We start from the raw sequence: 15,534 nt of genomic DNA, 5'->3' as shown, positions 1-15,534 counted from the left end.
GAGTAGAACTCGGGCATTCTGCCAAAATCAGGAAGTCTTCTTCAGGGTTTCCTTAGGGCTTTTACTAAGCAGCGCCTCAGTCGACGGTGACTTGCGGCATCGGCGGCATGGTCACGGTCTGCTCGGCGCTGGGGGCCAGCACTTCGGCTTCGCCGTCCACTACCTGCTTGCCGTCCTGGTTGAACACGCGGGTGGCGATGCGCACGCGGTTCTTCGGCAGTTTTTCCAGCACTTCCAGCTTCACGGTGAGGGTGTCGCCGAGCTTCACCGGGCGGGTGAACTTGAGTTGCTGGCCGAGGTAGATGGTGCCCGGGCCGGGCAGGTTGCAGGCGATGGCGGCGCTGATCAGGGCGCCGGTGAACATGCCGTGGGCGATGCGCTCCTTGAACATGGTCTCGGCGGCGAAGGCGGCGTCCAGGTGCACCGGGTTGTTGTCACCGGACACGGCGGCGAAGAGTTGCACGTCGCGTTCCTCCACCTGCTTCTCGAAACTGGCCTGCTGGCCGACTTCGAGGGCCTCGTAGGGGATGTTGGTTACCTGGGTCATGCTTTGCTCCTTTCATCGCTAATAGGGTGTCGGTCGTGGCCCAGTACCTGCTCGAGCCAAGCGACCAAGTGTTCGCTGACCTCGTCACGGTTGAGCTCGTTGAACAGCTCGTGACGGGCCTCGGGGTAGATCTTCAACTGCACGTCACGCACGCCAGCAGCGTTCAGGGCCTCGGCCAGGTGCTGCAGGCGCTGGCCGTCGCTGACCGGGTCGCGGCTGCCGCCGATCACCAGCAGTGGCAGGTCGGCGTCGATCTGCGCCAGGTTGTCCACCGGGGTGATCTGTTGCAGGCCCTCGAGCAGGTCGCACCACAGTTGCGTGGTGCAGACGAAGCCGCATAGCGGGTCGGTCACGTATTTGTCCACTTCTTGCGCATCGCGGCTGAGCCAGTCGAAGGCCGTGCGGTTGGGCTTGAAGGCCTTGTTGAACGAGCCGAAGGAGAGAAAGTCGATGACCTTGCTGCGCCCCTTCGGCCCCAGGCGCCAGCGCTCGAAGCGGGCGATCAGCCGCGCGGCCTTGTACAGCGCCACCGGCTGGTAGTTGGAGCCGGAGAGGACAGCGCCCTGCAGGCTGCAGCTATGGCCCAACAGGTAGGCCATGCCGATGTAGCTGCCCATGCTGTGGCCGAGCAGGAAGATCGGCACCTGTGGATGCTGCTGGCGAATATGATGGTTAAGGGTGGCCAGGTCTTCGACCACCTTGTGCCAGCCATCCTCGTCGGCATAGTGGCCCAGGGTGCCCTGTTCGGCGCTGCGGCCATGGCCGCGCTGGTCATGGGCATAGAGGTCGAAGCCGGCGCTCACCAGGCGCTCGGCCAGGCGCGCATAGCGCAGGCTGTGCTCGGCCATGCCGTGAGCGAGCATGACGATGGCGCGCGGTGGCGTGTCGCCATGCCAGTGGTTGACGTGCAGGTGCACGCCGTCGCGGGTGGCCATGGGGAAGGCAGTGTGGCGCATGGCGAATCCTTGTGCCGGGGACTGGCGGCATTGTGCACGCTGCAGCCGATCCGGCATAGCGGCAAGGTATCGCCCATCCGGTAAAGATCGGTAACGAATCGCTGCGTTTATATCGAGATTCAGGCCATCAATGACGCTTTCGAGCTATAGGCGCAGGGGCTCTGAACTGCTACTTTCCGGGCAGTCAGATCATTTCAGGGGAAGAGGACAACAACAATGCAGCCTGATTTCTGGAACGACAAACGCGCCGCTGGGGTACCCAACGACATCGACCTGTCCAGCTACAAGTCGGTGATCGAGGTGTTCGAGCGTTCCTGCAAGCGCTTCGCCGACCGTCCGGCGTTCAGCAATCTGGGCGTCACACTGAACTATGCCGAGCTGGATCGCCTGTCGGCGGCCTTCGCCGGCTATCTGCAGAAGCACACCGACCTCAAGCCGGGCGACCGCATCGCCGTGCAGATGCCCAACGTGCTGCAGTATCCCATCGCCGTGTTCGGCGCCATGCGTGCCGGGCTGATCGTGGTCAACACCAATCCGCTGTACACCGCCCGCGAGATGCGTCACCAGTTCAAGGACGCCGGCGTGCGTGCGCTGGTGTACCTGAACATGTTCGGCAAGCTGGTGCAGGAGGTGCTGCCGGACACCGAGATCGAGTACCTGATCGAAGCCCGGATGGGTGATCTGCTGCCGAGCCTCAAGGGCTGGTTGGTCAACACCGTGGTGAAGAAGGTCAAGAAGATGGTGCCGGATTACCACCTGCCGCAGGCTGTTCCCTTCAAGCAGGTGCTCAAGCAGGGTCATGGCCAGGCGCTGACGCCGGTCAAGACTGGCCATGACGACATCGCCGTGCTGCAGTACACCGGCGGCACCACCGGGGTGGCCAAGGGCGCCATGCTCACCCACGGCAACCTGGTGGCCAACATGCTGCAGGTCGATGCCTGCCTGTCGCAGCTCGGCGCGGATGGCACGCCGCTGATGAAGCCGGGCCAGGAAATCATGATCGCGCCGCTGCCGCTGTACCACATCTATGCCTTCACCGTGAACTGCATGTGCATGATGGTCAACGGCAACCACAACGTGCTGATCACCAATCCGCGTGATATTCCCGGTTTCGTTAAGGAACTGGGCAAGTGGAAGTTCTCCGCGTTGCTGGGGCTCAACACCCTGTTCGTCGCGCTGATGGACAACCCCGAGTTCAAGAACCTCGACTTCTCTGCCCTCAAGGTCACCAACTCCGGCGGCACCGCGCTGGTCAAGGCCACCGCCGAGCGCTGGAAGCAGATGACCGGCTGCACAGTGGTGGAAGGCTATGGCCTTACCGAGACTTCCCCCGTGGCCAGCACCAATCCCTATGGTGAGAAGGCGCGCCTGGGCACCGTCGGCATTCCGATTCCCGGCACTGCGTTCAAGGTGATCGACGACGACGGCAACGAGCTGCCGCTGGGCGAGCGCGGCGAGCTGTGCATCAAAGGGCCACAGGTGATGAAGGGCTACTGGCAGCGCGAGGAGGCCACCGCTGAGGTGCTCGACGCCGAAGGCTGGTTCAAGACCGGCGATATCGCGGTGATCGACCCGGACGGCTACGTGCGCATCGTCGACCGCAAGAAGGACATGATCATCGTCTCCGGCTTCAACGTGTATCCCAACGAGATCGAGGATGTGGTCATGGCCCACCCGAAGGTGGCCAGTTGCGCGGCCATCGGCGTGCCGGACGAGAAGTCCGGCGAGGTGGTCAAGCTGTTCGTGGTGCCGCGCGAAGGGGGCGTCACCGTGGACGAGCTCAAGGCCTACTGCAAGGAGAACTTCACCGGCTACAAGGTACCCAAGCACATCGTGCTGCGCGATTCCCTGCCGATGACGCCGGTCGGCAAGATCCTGCGTCGCGAGCTGCGCGACATCGCCTGATCGCCCAGGCCCCTCCGTGCAATTCGGAGGGGCTTGCCTCACTTGCTGGTCATTTGTTGTGTTTTGGTAACGGCCAACCGGCCGTGCCAAGCGTCATTCCCGCCTCGACCCCCTCGTCCTATCCATCATTCACCTGCTCGTCTGCGTTGTAATACGCAGGCTAGAGAGCTCTGTCAGGGTTTTAGGTGGATGTGCAGTATGTGACTTTTATTTATGTTCTGGTCATTTTATTGACCGGGAAGGCCATCCTTGGTGCTGGTGAGCCTCTGGTAAAGCTGCTACTCTCGGCGCGCTTCCGGCCTGAGGGGCAGTGGGCTGGTAGGCCAAATACACAACAAATAGCCGCCTGTGCGCGGTGAAGATTAGCTGTTGCTTAGGAGTGGGCTTCCATGACCGAAAATTTCTGGAAGGACAAGTATCCCGTTGGGGTGGCTGCCGAAATCGATCCCGACCAGTACCCGAACATACTCGCGGTGCTGAAGGAGTCCTGCCAACGCTTCGCCGACAAGCCTGCTTTCAGCAACCTGGGCAAGACCCTCACCTACGGCGAGATCTACAAACTCTCCGGTGACTTCGCCGCCTATCTGCAGAAGCACACCGATCTCAAGCCTGGCGACCGCATCGCCGTGCAACTGCCCAACGTGCTGCAGTACCCCATCGTGGTATTCGGTGCCATGCGCGCCGGCCTGGTGGTGGTCAATACCAACCCGCTGTACACCGTGCGGGAAATGGAGCACCAGTTCAACGACTCCGGTGCCAAGGCGCTGATCTGCCTGGCCAACATGGCCCACCTGGCCGAACAGGTGGTGCCCAAGACTGGCGTGAAGACGGTGATCGTCACCGAAGTCGGCGACATGCTGCCGACCTTCAAGCGTCTGTTGGTCAACTTCGTGATCAAGCATGTGAAAAAAATGGTGCCGGCCTACAATCTGCCGCAGGCGGTAAGGCTCAACGACGTTCTGGCCAAGGGTCGTGGCCAGAGCTTCAGCGAAGCCAGCCCGAGCAATGGCGATATCGCCGTGCTGCAATACACCGGCGGCACCACTGGGGTGGCCAAGGGCGCCATGCTCACCCATCGCAACCTGGTGGCCAACATGCTGCAGGTCAAGGAACTGATGGGCGCCAACCTCGATGAAGGCTGCGAGGTGCTGATTGCGCCGTTGCCGCTGTACCACATCTACGCCTTCACCTTCCATTGCATGGCGATGATGCTGATTGGCGGCCACAACATCCTGCTGACCAACCCGCGCGACCTGCCGGCGGTGGTCAAGGATCTGGCCAAGTATCGCTTCACCGGCTTCGTTGGCCTCAACACCCTGTTCGTCGCCCTGTGCAACAACGAGGACTTCCGCAAGTTGGACTTCTCCGCGCTAAAGCTCACCGTCTCCGGCGGCATGGCCCTGCAACTGGCCACCGCCGAGCGTTGGAAGCAAGTCACCGGCTGCGCCATCTGCGAAGGTTTCGGCATGACCGAGACCAGCCCGGTGGCCTCGGTCAACCCGTTCAGCGCCATCCAGCTCGGCACCATCGGCATTCCGGTGCCCTCGACCCAATGCAAGATCATCAGCGACGAGGGCCAGGAGCTACCCATCGGCGAGATCGGCGAGCTGTGCGTGAAGGGCCCACAGGTGATGAAGGGCTACTGGCAGCGCCAGGAAGCCACCGATGAAATCCTCGACGCCGACGGCTGGCTGAAGACCGGCGATATCGGTCTGATCCAGGAAGACGGCTACATGCGCATCGTCGACCGCAAGAAGGACATGATTCTGGTGTCCGGCTTCAACGTCTACCCGAACGAGCTGGAAGACGTGCTGGCGACCCTGCCGGGCGTGCTGCAGTGCGCCGCCATCGGCGTGCCGGACGAGAAGTCCGGTGAGGCGATCAAGGTGTTCGTGGTGGTCAAGCCGGGCGAGAGCCTGACCAAGGAACAGGTGATGGAGCACATGCGCGCCAACCTCACCGGCTACAAGGTGCCCAAGGCCGTGGAGTTTCGCGATGTGCTGCCGACCACCAACGTCGGCAAGATCCTGCGCCGCGAACTGCGCGACGAAGAGCTGAAGAAGCTGGGCAAGAAGTGATTCGAGCCTGCTGATGAAAACGCCACCTCCGGGTGGCGTTTTCATTGGTGCCACCTTTCTCGTAGGGTGCGCTGTGCGCACCGCGTTCTTGCTGGGGCGAATCGGTGCGCACGGTGCACCCTACGGCTCAGCACCATGGGCATGCCGGCAAGTCGTGTTGCCAGGCATGGCATGGTGGACTACTCGCCACGCTCGTGAGGCCGCCCTACAGGCCATGAATGGGGCGGGTGTGGAATTGCCCGCTACCCGGAGCGAAGCGGGCGGCCATGGCCATCAGCACCAGGGTGGCCACGGCCATCGCCAGCCAGCTCAGGCGCAGGTCGGCGGTGTACTGGCGTAGCAGGCCTGCCAGGAATGGAGCCGTGGCGGCGATCAGGTAGCCGCCGCCCTGCACGAAGGCCAGCAGGTCGCCGGTCTGCCTTGGGTCGTCCAGGTGATCCTGGGCCACCACCAGCGACAGCGGGAACAGCGCGCCGATGCCGATGCCCAGCAGCAAACAGATCGGCACCGCCAATTGCAGAGGCGCGAAGATCAGACCCAGCAGGCCAGCCAGCAGCGATAGCAGTACCACGCCCAGCAACACGCGACGATCCGGGTAACGTGGCAGCAGGCTCGATGCCAGCAGACCGGCGAACACCTCGCATAGCGTCAGTGCCGCCAGCAGCAGGCCGCTCGACTGCGCGCTCCAGCCCAGTGCCGTGTAGTAAGGCGGCAGCCAGGCCAGCACCAGGGTATAACCTGCCGTACCGACCCCGAAGAAGCTCATCAGCAGCCAGGCTCTGGGTGAGCGCCAGACGTTCAGGTGAGCCACGTTGCCCGATGCCGCCACAGCTTGTCTCGGTGCGGCGCGTAGCCAGAGCGCGGCCGCCAGCAGAGCGGGCAGTGCCCAGCCAGCCAACGCCCATGACCAGCCCAGCGACTGCGCCAGCCAGGGCGTCAGCGCCGCACCGAAGGCCGCACCGCCCATGATCGCGCAACTGTAGAAGCCGATCAGGCGGCCACTGTCGGCCGCGAAGCGTGACTTGATCAGGCCCGGCAACAAGGCCTGGATGAAGGCGATACCGGCACCGGCCAGCAACGCCGTGGTGATCAAGGTGGTGGCGTCGGGCAGCAGGCCACGCAGCAGACAGGCGACGGCGATCAGCAGCACGCCGAGCAGAATGCCGTTGCCTTCTCCCAGGCGCTCGCGCAACGCCGCGGCGGTCAGGGCGCCGAGCCCCATGATCACCACCGGCAGGCTGGTCAGCAGGCTGGCACCGATATGATCCAGGCCGGTATCGAGCTGGATGCGGTCGAGCAACGGGCCGATGGCGGCCAGCACCGGGCGCAGGTTCAGGCCAAGCAGAACGATGGCGATCAGCAGCAGGCTCTGACGCTTCATGCCTGGGCCTCCTTCGCGCCACGCCAGGCCACCAGCAGCACGCCGCCGACGATGCACAGTGCCGCCAGCAACAGGCTCAGGCTGCCTTGTTCGCCGAGCAGGCCGATGGCGATAGCGGCGCCGGTGATCGCTGCCACCGAACCAATCTGGCTGAGGAATACCGTGCCGGCCAGGTTCTGCAGGATGAAGAACAGCGCGTAGACCGCTGCGAACAGCACCATCTGCGCTGCCAGCAGAGCTACCGCCAGTGTGCTGTCCAGGCGTGGCGAGAAATCTACGCCGAACAGCGTCGTGACGATCAGCAGCAAGGCTCCGCCCAGCAACATGCCGGGCGCCAGCGACAGGGGCGTGGCGCCGCTCGGCCAGTAGCGGGCCCGGTAGATGTTGCCCAGCGCCAGGAACAGCGGCACGCTCAGCGCAGCGAGCACCCACAAGATCGGGCCATCACCGCCATGCAATTTGCCCAACGCCAGTATCAGACTACCCGACAAGCCGATGCAGATGCCCAGCAGGCGGATGCGGCTGAGCCCCTCCATGCGCAGCGCCAGGGCCAGCAGGTAGGTGAACAAGGGCGGGAAGGCCAGGCACATCGAGGCGAAACCAGCCCCGACATGGCCGATGGAGCTGAACAACAGAGCATTCGGCACGGCGATGCTGAGCAGCCCTGACGCCAGGTAATAACGCTGTTGCGGCAGGCTCATGCCGGGCCGCTCGCCGCGCCACCAGGCGAACAGCAACAGCAGCAGACCACCGCCGGACAAGCTCCACAGCAGATAGGCTATCGGCTGCCAGCCGATGCTGCCAGCCACCTTGACCAGATTGCTGGTCAGCCCCATCAGCGTGCCGATGCTGAACAGCAGGGCCAGGGCCAGAAGGGGTCGATTGGGGTTGCCGGACATGCAGATGCCTCCTTGGTGTAGATACGCTACGATGGCAACATTCTTTTTGAAAAGTATCTTGATGGCAAGATAAATTGAGGGCGACATGCAAGACCGCGCACAACTGGCCGCTGAACAGTGGCAACGACAGCGGCCCGACCTGGATGGCTTTTCCATGGCCGTGATCGGGCGTTTGGGTGAGCTCAGCCAGGTGATCAGCCGTGATCACCTGCTGCCGTTCTTCGCCGAATACGGCCTGCAGGCCGGCGAATTCGACCTGCTTGCCACCCTGCGCCGCGCGGGCGAGCCCTATGCCCTGATGCCCACTGCCTTGTACGAGAGCGCGATGATCTCCTCGGGCGGCATGACCAGCCGCATCGACCGCCTGGAAAAGGCCGGGTTGATCGAGCGGCGCAAGCACCCCAGTGACCGCCGTGGCGTGCTGGTGGCGCTGACCCCGGCCGGTTTCGAGCTGATCGACGGCATGCTCGCAGCCCATGTGGCCAACCTGCAGCGCGTGCTCTCAGGATTGACCGCCGACGAGCAGCGTGCGTTGCATGAATTGCAGGGCAAGTTGCTGGCGGGGTTGGCTGAGCGGGAAGGGGAGTAGTTCGATGGCGCACGCGCACTCGTGTGGGAGTGATCTGCGGGTTCAACTGAGCAAGTGCGGCTAGGCGCAGGCATGGCGCCATTGCCTAGGCTAGCGCTTACCGTATTCCTGGAGACCCTGCCCCGTGTCTGCTCAAGCGTCTGCCTCGACTTACACTCAGCGCTTCAACGCTGTGCTCGCCTATATCGATGCCAACCTCGATGGCGATCTGTCGGTCAAGGTGTTGAGTCAGGTGGCGAGCTTTTCGCCCTTTCACTTCCATCGGCAATTCGGCGCGTTCGTTGGCGTACCGGTTTCACGCTATGTGCAACTGATGCGACTGCGGCGCGCTGCCCATGGTCTGGTGGCCCGAGCGGAACTCTCGGTATTGGGCGCTGCACTTCAAGCAGGGTTTGAAAGCCCTGAAGCGTTCAGTAGGGCATTCAGGCGAGCGTTTGGCATGCCGCCCAGCGAATTCAGAAAGGCCCCCAATTGGCAGGTATGGAATACGGTATTCGCCATCCCTCACTTTTCAAGGACTGTCGCCATGCACGTACAAATCGTCGATTTCTCACCCGTCCGCGTCGCCGCATTGGAGCATTGCGGCCCACCTGAGCGGGTCGATGAAAGCGTCAACACCTTCATCCAATGGCGCAAGCAAAGCGGGCAGTCGCCGGTAGCATCGAGCCGCTCCTTCGGCATTCCATACGGCAACCCCGATACCACGCCAGCCGAGGAGTTTCGCTTCGCCATTTGTGGCGAGATTCGAGAGACCGTGGCGGCAAACGAATTCAACATTCGCGAGCTGATCATACCGGGCGGGCGTTATGCCGTGGTTCGGCATATGGGCTCCCCGGATCATATCGGTGAAACGATCTATCCGATCTATCGTGATTGGCTGCCGAACAGCGGCGAAGAGCTGCGCGACCAGCCGTTGTTCTTTGAATACCTGAGCATTTACCCCGAGACGCCCAAGGATCAATGGCAAACGGATATCTATGTGCCGCTGCGTTAGGGGCAATGAGGGCACGTCAGTGTTTGGCTAGGCTGCGTGCAGGCCGAAAGATCGATGGCTCCCACGCTCCGGTGTGGGAGCAGGCCCGTGACGCTCTGCGTCACAGCACGGCACGCCATTGCTTGTGGCGGACGCTGGAGCGTCGAGGCTCCATGCCACTTGTTCAGTTTTCGTTAAGACTCGTTGGCGATACTCCTCTTAATGCAAGCCAGGGAGGGATGCCATGACGCAGTCCGTTGCAATAGCCGTTTCGCGGTGCGGTCGCTGATGTCCGCTGGCGAATTGGCACGCCCACCGAAAGATGACAGTTGATTGACCATGGTCAATCCATTGAGCTGCGAGCGTCTCAGAATTGATCTAGGCCTAATCCGCAAAGGGCAGGAGAGCTGCAATGACTCATGCAAGCGCTGAATCCAGCCGGACGGTGCCTGCGGCAGTTGTCAGGAAACGCCGTTCCTTTCTGTACCAGGCGTTTCTGGCGCTTTTCTTGGGATTTGCTGCGTTGTCGAGCCTGGCTGATGACGACTGTGACGTCCCGATATCGCTGTGGCAATCGCGCGAAGCTGTACGCGAGATGGCCGCTTCACAAGGCTGGCACTTGCGCCGCCTGAAAATCGACGACGGCTGCTATGAGATTAAGGGCACTGATGCTCAGGGGCGCGCCTTCAAGGCCAAACTCGATCCGCAGACCCTGGCCATTGTGAAGTTCAAGTACAAGGATCACGACGGCAAGCATTCTCACCGATCCGCCGAGGCCCCTATGGACGCCTCGCACGCCCATCGTTCAGGCAATCCCCCGCCCGAGTCCATGCCGGCCACGCCGCGCGATCCAATCGATTGATTAAAGGAGAAGTCGATGACCCGTTTCCTAAACACATTGGCTGCGACTTGTGCGCTGGTGGCTGTCCCCGCCCTGTCGCAAGCCAGCTCGGTGACCATTACCACCCAGATGAAAGGCTACGATGGCGAGGGCGCCTATCTGGCTATTTACCTCACCGATGCCAATGGTGCTTATGTCCGCACCTTGTGGGTAGCAGGTGGCAAGGCCAAGTACTACAAGCATCTGTCAGAGTGGAACCGTCTGTCCGCCAGTGATACCTCGCGCTTGGCCGGCGTCACCGGCGCCAGTGTTGGCGCAGGGCGTTCACTGAAAGTGACGGCCGAGCTGGCCGATGCGCTGATCGATGCTGGCTACGAGCTGCGTATCGACGCCGCAGTGGAAGACATGCGTGATAGCCCTTCCGACGTCCGCATACCCTTGACTCGCCAGGAGGCCGGCAAGGCCCATCGAGGCAAACAGTACGTTCAGTCGCTGAGCTACGAGATCGAATAGCCCGTGATCATGGGCTGGAAGGAGCTACACCGCTGGTTGGGTTTGATCGCAGGCAGCCTGGCGGTTGTGTTGGGGCTGACCGGTGCGCTGCTGGCGGTCGATCCTCTGCTGCAAGCCTGGCAGGCGCCAGCAACCGGGAGCGGAACCTCCGTAGGCGAGCTGGCCGAGCACGTGCAGAAGCGCATGCCTGATGTCGAGGAGCTTCGCCGCCTGCCATCCGGCGCCATCGTTGCCTTCGGCTTCGATGGTGAACAGCCGCAAGCAAACTATGTAGATCCGCTCGACGGCCATACCCTGGCCGCCTACGAGCCCTCGACCATGCCGCGCTGGGTGAAGAAGCTGCACCGTTCGCTACTGTTGGGTGATGCGGGGCGCTGGGGGGCGGCTGGCACAGCACTGACCATGGCATTGCTCTCGCTGTCTGGTCTGGTGTTGCTGCTGCGACGCATGGGGGGGTGGCGTCAACTGGCGGGCCCGGTTCGCGGTTCATTTGCGCAGCGCCTGCACGTGCTGGTAGGACGCGTGGCTCTGCCTGTTCTGTGTCTGAGCTCAGTCACCGCTCTCTTCATGAGCGCGACGACGCTGGAGGTGGTGACGCTCGATGCCGGCTCCGAACCAGATGTGGTGTCCGCCGTAGCTGAAAATCAGAACGACCTGCCAGCCTCGCAATCGTCCCTGCTTCTGGCCACGCCCGTGGAGGCCCTGCTCAAGCTGAACTTCCCCCATGCTACGGATCCGGAGGACGTCTGGACGCTGACTACCCACCAGGGGCAAGGCTGGGTTGATCGCTACAGCGGGCAGACGCTAGCCTGGCAAGCCACCACACCGGCGCAGCGCCTGTACGACTGGGCAACGGTGCTGCACACCGGCGAAAGCGCCTGGCCCTGGGCGATTGTCCTGGGGCTGATGGGCGCGAGTGTGCCGCTCTTCTGGATCACCGGTCTGCTGGTTTGGTGGCAGGCACGCTGCGAGGCTGTCCGTATCACTGATAACAGCCCGCTGAGTCAGGCTGACACGCTGGTATTTGTCGCCAGTGAGAGTGGCAGCACCTGGGGATTCGCCCAGGCGCTGCACAATGCGCTGGTACAAGGTGGCCATCGGGTGCATACCAGTGGGCTGGAACACTTCCAGATTTCAGCCGCGACACGGCGGGTATTGATACTGGCCGCCACCCATGGTGAGGGGCAGCCCCCAACGCACGCCCGCAATGCCCTGGCGCGCATCGGCCGTGAGAAACACAAAGTGCCGGTTGCTGTGCTGGGCTTCGGCGACCGGCAGTTCCCGGCCTTCTGTGGATTTGCCTTGAAGCTGGATCAAACGCTGCGTGACGCAGGCTGGCTGGAATTGCTGCCACTGGAATGCATCCACCAGCAATCGGGCCAGCAGTTCGTAGCCTGGGGCGAAGCACTGGGCAAGGTGCTGAACGAGCCGTTGGTGCTGGAGTATGTGCCGCACCTGCCTTCTACCACTTCACTCACCCTGACCTCGTGTCGGGACTACACCGGCCAAGGGGATCGACCGGTGAAAATCCTGCGTTTCACCTGGCCACACAGCAATTGGTGTGATCGGCTGCGCGGTCGAGGCCTGGCACACTTTGCTGCCGGTGACTTGCTTGGCATCCTGGCGCCGGGCACTAGCGTGCCACGCTTCTACTCGTTGGCCTCGGGTAGCGAGGACGGCTTCCTTGAAATCTGTGTGCGGCGCTTGCCTGGCGGCCTGTGCTCGACCTACCTGCACGGCCTGAATTCGGGAGACAAGGTACAGGCATTCATCCGACCTAACCCCACCTTCACGCTACACGACACGAAACGGCCGGTAGTGCTCATCGGCGCAGGCACGGGTGTGGCGCCCCTGGCAGGATTCATTCGCCGCAACGACAGGCAAACGCCTATGCACCTGTACTACGGTGGCCGCAGCCCGGATCAGGACTTTCTCTTCGACACCGACATCAACCATTGGCTGGACGAACATCGCCTGGCGAGCTTGCGGACCGCCTTCTCGCGTGTAACGGACGGCGGTGGCTATGTTCAGGACGCCCTGCGTCGCGACGCCACACGACTGCGCGAGCTGCTGGCTAGCGGTGCGATGGTACGCGTTTGCGGTAGCCGTCCGATGGGGCTCGGCGTAGCCGAGGTGCTGGACGAGATCCTGGCACCCATACAGTTGAGCGTGCGGCAGCTCAAGGATAAGGGACGCTATGCTGAAGACCTGTTCTGAAGTAGCGCTCACGCGGCTGAACCTGCACGGCTCGACTATGGGGACGCGCTGGGCAGTCACCTGCGACAGCGCGCCCGACCTGGATCACGTAGGACTGGAGGCCGCGTTGCAGGCCACTGTGGATCTGGTGGATGCGCAGATGTCGCCCTGGAAGCCCGACAGCAATTTGATGCGGCTGAATCGCGCGGAGGTCGGCTGCTGGGTTGCGCTGTTTCCGGACATGTTGGAAGTGCTGAAACGGGCTCTGGAGATCAACCGCCTGAGTGACGGCGCCTTCGATCCTTGTGTGGGCGATCTAGTGGATGCCTGGGGTTTCGGCCCGGTGCGCGGCGAGCCTGATGCTGCGGCCATCCGTGCCACGCGCCAGCGGCGCCGTAATCCCTGCCTGCAGCAACTGGAACTGGACGTTAGCGCCGGTTGTGCCCGCAAGCTTGTGCCGGCGCAGATCGACCTGTGTGGCATTGCCAAGGGCTACGCCGTGGATCGTATGGTGGCCGTGCTTCAGCAGCACGGTGTTCGTCATGCGCTGGTCGCGCTCGACGGTGAGCTGCGGGCGCTGGGTACCCAGGCCAACGACCAGCCCTGGTCTGTCGCATTGGAAAGCCCCCAGGTCGGGCGTCGTGCAGTGCATGGCGTGATCGAAATGGCAGGCCTGGCGGTGGCGACCTCGGGTGACTATCGCCGTTACGTGCTGGTCGGTGATGCTCATCTGGCGCATAGCATGGACGGTCGACGTGCTGGCCCCGTCAACAATGGCATGGCCTCGGTCACTGTGCTCGCCTCGACCTGCATGGATGCCGACGCCTGGGCCACTGCCTTGCTGGTGGCCGGGCCTGACGAAGGGGCAATCCTCGCCAAGCGCTATAGCCTAGAGGCCCTCATGTTGCTACGTCGTGAGAATGGCTTGGTAGAAGTGGGATTTGGTCGCTTCCAACATTCATAGCCACCAGACCTACAGCTTCATCCAATGGCGCATGCAAAATGGGCAATCGCCGGTAGCCTCGAGCCGCTCCTTTGGCATTCCATACGGCAACCCTGGTACCACGCCCGAATTTCGCTTCGCCATTTGTGGCGAGATCCGCCAGGCCGTAGCGGCAAACGAATTCAACATTCGCGAACTGACCATATCGGGCGGGCGTTATGCCGTGGTTCGGCATGCGGGTTCCCCGGATCATATCGGCGAAACGATCGGCCCGATTTACCGCGATTGACTGCCGAACAGCGGCGAAGAGCTGCACGACCAGCCGTTGTTCTTTGAATACCTGAGCCTTTACCCCGAGACGCCCAAGGAGCAATGGCAAACGGATATCTATGTGCCGTTGCGTTAGCGGCAACGAGGGCACGTCGGTGTTTGGTTGGGTTGCGTGCTGGCCGAAAGATCGATGGCACCCACGCTCCGGCGTGGGAACCAGTCCGTGACGCTCTGCGTCACAGCGCAGCACACAACTGCGCGTGGCGGACGCTGCATCCCCTTGCAGAACGCGGGAACGATCAACCAGTCTCCGAGCTAACGGTGTAGAGCCTTCTAAACCGTCGGTACCGTCCCGCCATCGATGACAAACTCACTGCCGGTGATGGCCGCGGCGCGTGGGGAGGCGAGGAAGGCGATGAGGTCAGCTACTTCGTCCGGTCTGGATGGACGGCCGAGCGGGATGCCGCCCAGGGCCTGCATGATGATTCGCTTGCCGCCTTCGTAGTCGGTGCCGGCCTCCTGCGCCAGCCGCTCGGCCAGGGCGACCGAGGCTTCGGTTTCGACCCAGCCTGGCGACACCCGCACCACCCGGACGCCCTGGGGTGAAACCTCTTTCGACAGGCTCTTGCTGTAGGTGGCCAGTGCCGCTTTGGCTGCAGCGTAAGCGGTGGTGGCTTCTGCCAGGGGCAGGCGGCTCTGGATGGAGGTCACATGGATGATGACGCCCGCCTGGCGTGCCAGCATCGCCGGGAGCAGAGCGCGATCCAGGCGCACGGCCGGCAGCAGGTTGAGATCGAACTCGCGCTGCCACTGGGCATCGTCCAGCACCGCGAAGCCGCCCGCAGGGGCCGATGAGCCGCCCAGCACATGGACGATGATGTCCACCTCGCCCAGACGTGTGCGGGCACCCTCGATCAGGGCATCGCAGCCTTCGCGCGTCGACAGGTCGGCCTGAACGAACAACTCGTCCGGCAGATCCGTGTTCGCCTGGCGCGCCGAGGTCAGCACCCTGGCGCCTTCCTGAAGGAAGCGGCTCACTACCGCGCGGCCGACGCCCTTGGTACCGCCTGTGACCAACACATGCTTGCCGCTCAGCTCGAGGTTCATCACGGTGCGATCTCCAGCGAGCTGATCCGGTCATCCATTAGCGCGAATAGATGCTTGAGCAGCACCGGGCTGCCGGGGAAGTCGCCCGTTACGCGCGCGGTGACGGTCAATGCATCGTCTCGTTGTGAGGCATCCACGGGCTCGACGCGGTAGCTGAAGGCCTGTCGTGCCTCCCGTTGCCAGGCCACGATGGCATCGATGCCCTGGTGCGTGCGTTTCTCGTCAGTCACCCTGGCATGCGCATGGAAGCAGGTGGCAAGGCGCGTCGCGTCGCCGCCATTGCTGATGGCGAAGTAGGCGTTCACGGCTTCGGGCAGATGCAGCTTCATGGCCTGA

At 62.8% G+C, this 15,534-nt stretch carries 14 protein-coding genes and 1 pseudogene; 9 read left to right on the top strand and 6 right to left on the bottom strand.

The genetic code is table 11. The annotated features are described in order from the left end of the window. Positions 1-76 precede the first annotated feature (76 nt). Both PVE35_RS15305 and PVE35_RS15300 read right to left on the bottom strand, forming a co-directional pair. Positions 77-547, bottom strand: coding sequence for a MaoC family dehydratase (locus PVE35_RS15305; RefSeq protein ID WP_277372298.1), 471 nt, complete (start codon positions 545-547; stop codon positions 77-79). After that, positions 544-1,503, bottom strand: coding sequence for an alpha/beta hydrolase (locus tag PVE35_RS15300; protein ID WP_268182762.1), 960 nt, complete (start codon positions 1,501-1,503; stop codon positions 544-546). The genes PVE35_RS15305 and PVE35_RS15300 overlap by 4 nt, the downstream gene beginning before the upstream one ends. Before the next feature lie 216 nt (positions 1,504-1,719). Between PVE35_RS15300 and fadD2 the strand changes: the two genes are divergently transcribed. Together fadD2 and fadD1 are read left to right on the top strand one after the other, a co-directional pair. After that, positions 1,720-3,408, top strand: coding sequence for a long-chain-fatty-acid--CoA ligase FadD2 (fadD2, locus tag PVE35_RS15295; RefSeq protein WP_277372297.1), 1,689 nt, complete (start codon positions 1,720-1,722; stop codon positions 3,406-3,408). A gap of 389 nt (positions 3,409-3,797) precedes the next feature. Then, positions 3,798-5,486: a long-chain-fatty-acid--CoA ligase FadD1 gene (gene fadD1 / locus PVE35_RS15290; RefSeq protein WP_268182767.1), complete on the top strand. Its 1,689-nt coding sequence runs from the start codon at positions 3,798-3,800 to the stop codon at positions 5,484-5,486. 205 nt (positions 5,487-5,691) lie between these two features. Here the strand turns inward: fadD1 and PVE35_RS15285 are convergent, their stop codons facing one another. After that, the gene (locus PVE35_RS15285) at positions 5,692-6,867 is read right to left on the bottom strand and encodes a cyanate transporter (RefSeq protein WP_277372296.1); all 1,176 of its coding nucleotides are present in this window, start codon (positions 6,865-6,867) and stop codon (positions 5,692-5,694) included. Continuing rightward, complete coding sequence (locus PVE35_RS15280; RefSeq protein WP_277372295.1) at positions 6,864-7,766, bottom strand: DMT family transporter; 903 nt, start codon at positions 7,764-7,766, stop codon at positions 6,864-6,866. Before PVE35_RS15280 ends, PVE35_RS15285 begins: the two co-directional genes overlap by 4 nt. Before the next feature lie 85 nt (positions 7,767-7,851). Here PVE35_RS15280 and PVE35_RS15275 point away from each other — a divergent pair, with 85 nt between their 5' ends. The 7 genes and pseudogenes from PVE35_RS15275 to PVE35_RS15245 all read left to right on the top strand — a co-directional run. After that, positions 7,852-8,355 carry a MarR family transcriptional regulator gene (locus PVE35_RS15275; RefSeq protein WP_277372294.1) on the top strand — a complete coding sequence of 168 codons (504 nt, stop codon included), beginning with the start codon at positions 7,852-7,854 and terminating at the stop codon, positions 8,353-8,355. 124 nt (positions 8,356-8,479) lie between these two features. Beyond that, positions 8,480-9,349, top strand: coding sequence for an AraC family transcriptional regulator (locus tag PVE35_RS15270; RefSeq protein WP_277372293.1), 870 nt, complete (start codon positions 8,480-8,482; stop codon positions 9,347-9,349). Positions 9,350-9,740: 391 nt separating this feature from the next. Continuing rightward, a complete protein-coding gene (locus tag PVE35_RS15265; RefSeq protein WP_277372292.1) occupies positions 9,741-10,190 on the top strand; it encodes a PepSY domain-containing protein in 450 nt (149 codons plus the stop codon). 15 nt (positions 10,191-10,205) lie between these two features. Further along, complete coding sequence (locus tag PVE35_RS15260) at positions 10,206-10,682, top strand: DUF2271 domain-containing protein (RefSeq protein ID WP_277372291.1); 477 nt, start codon at positions 10,206-10,208, stop codon at positions 10,680-10,682. A gap of 9 nt (positions 10,683-10,691) precedes the next feature. Beyond that, complete coding sequence (locus PVE35_RS15255) at positions 10,692-12,899, top strand: PepSY domain-containing protein (RefSeq protein ID WP_277374893.1); 2,208 nt, start codon at positions 10,692-10,694, stop codon at positions 12,897-12,899. Then, the gene (locus PVE35_RS15250; RefSeq protein WP_277372290.1) at positions 12,880-13,842 is read left to right on the top strand and encodes an FAD:protein FMN transferase; all 963 of its coding nucleotides are present in this window, start codon (positions 12,880-12,882) and stop codon (positions 13,840-13,842) included. Before PVE35_RS15255 ends, PVE35_RS15250 begins: the two co-directional genes overlap by 20 nt. Positions 13,843-13,858: 16 nt before the next feature. Then, a pseudogene (locus PVE35_RS15245) lies at positions 13,859-14,227 on the top strand (GyrI-like domain-containing protein); the annotation flags it as partial. Positions 14,228-14,424: 197 nt separating this feature from the next. Here the strand turns inward: PVE35_RS15245 and PVE35_RS15240 are convergent. Together PVE35_RS15240 and PVE35_RS15235 are read right to left on the bottom strand one after the other, a co-directional pair. Beyond that, the gene (locus PVE35_RS15240) at positions 14,425-15,198 is read right to left on the bottom strand and encodes an SDR family oxidoreductase (protein ID WP_277374892.1); all 774 of its coding nucleotides are present in this window, start codon (positions 15,196-15,198) and stop codon (positions 14,425-14,427) included. Further along, positions 15,198-15,527: a nuclear transport factor 2 family protein gene (locus tag PVE35_RS15235; protein ID WP_277372289.1), complete on the bottom strand. Its 330-nt coding sequence runs from the start codon at positions 15,525-15,527 to the stop codon at positions 15,198-15,200. The genes PVE35_RS15240 and PVE35_RS15235 overlap by 1 nt, the downstream gene beginning before the upstream one ends. Positions 15,528-15,534: the final 7 nt, after the last annotated feature.

The organism is Pseudomonas sp. AA-38, assembly GCF_029457475.1.
Taxonomy (GTDB): domain Bacteria; phylum Pseudomonadota; class Gammaproteobacteria; order Pseudomonadales; family Pseudomonadaceae; genus Aquipseudomonas.
The sequence above is the reverse complement of the archived record's forward strand: the minus strand, read 5'-3'. Positions and strand labels throughout refer to the sequence as shown.

Coding starts and splice junctions, on each gene's coding strand:
- PVE35_RS15305 (WP_277372298.1), bottom strand. CDS start 547: ATGACCCAGGTAACCAACATCCCCTACGAGGCCCTCGAAGTCGGCCAG.
- PVE35_RS15300 (WP_268182762.1), bottom strand. CDS start 1,503: ATGCGCCACACTGCCTTCCCCATGGCCACCCGCGACGGCGTGCACCTG.
- fadD2 (WP_277372297.1), top strand. CDS start 1,720: ATGCAGCCTGATTTCTGGAACGACAAACGCGCCGCTGGGGTACCCAAC.
- fadD1 (WP_268182767.1), top strand. CDS start 3,798: ATGACCGAAAATTTCTGGAAGGACAAGTATCCCGTTGGGGTGGCTGCC.
- PVE35_RS15285 (WP_277372296.1), bottom strand. CDS start 6,867: ATGAAGCGTCAGAGCCTGCTGCTGATCGCCATCGTTCTGCTTGGCCTG.
- PVE35_RS15280 (WP_277372295.1), bottom strand. CDS start 7,766: ATGTCCGGCAACCCCAATCGACCCCTTCTGGCCCTGGCCCTGCTGTTC.
- PVE35_RS15275 (WP_277372294.1), top strand. CDS start 7,852: ATGCAAGACCGCGCACAACTGGCCGCTGAACAGTGGCAACGACAGCGG.
- PVE35_RS15265 (WP_277372292.1), top strand. CDS start 9,741: ATGACTCATGCAAGCGCTGAATCCAGCCGGACGGTGCCTGCGGCAGTT.
- PVE35_RS15260 (WP_277372291.1), top strand. CDS start 10,206: ATGACCCGTTTCCTAAACACATTGGCTGCGACTTGTGCGCTGGTGGCT.
- PVE35_RS15255 (WP_277374893.1), top strand. CDS start 10,692: ATGGGCTGGAAGGAGCTACACCGCTGGTTGGGTTTGATCGCAGGCAGC.
- PVE35_RS15250 (WP_277372290.1), top strand. CDS start 12,880: ATGCTGAAGACCTGTTCTGAAGTAGCGCTCACGCGGCTGAACCTGCAC.
- PVE35_RS15240 (WP_277374892.1), bottom strand. CDS start 15,198: ATGAACCTCGAGCTGAGCGGCAAGCATGTGTTGGTCACAGGCGGTACC.
- PVE35_RS15235 (WP_277372289.1), bottom strand. CDS start 15,527: ATGAAGCTGCATCTGCCCGAAGCCGTGAACGCCTACTTCGCCATCAGC.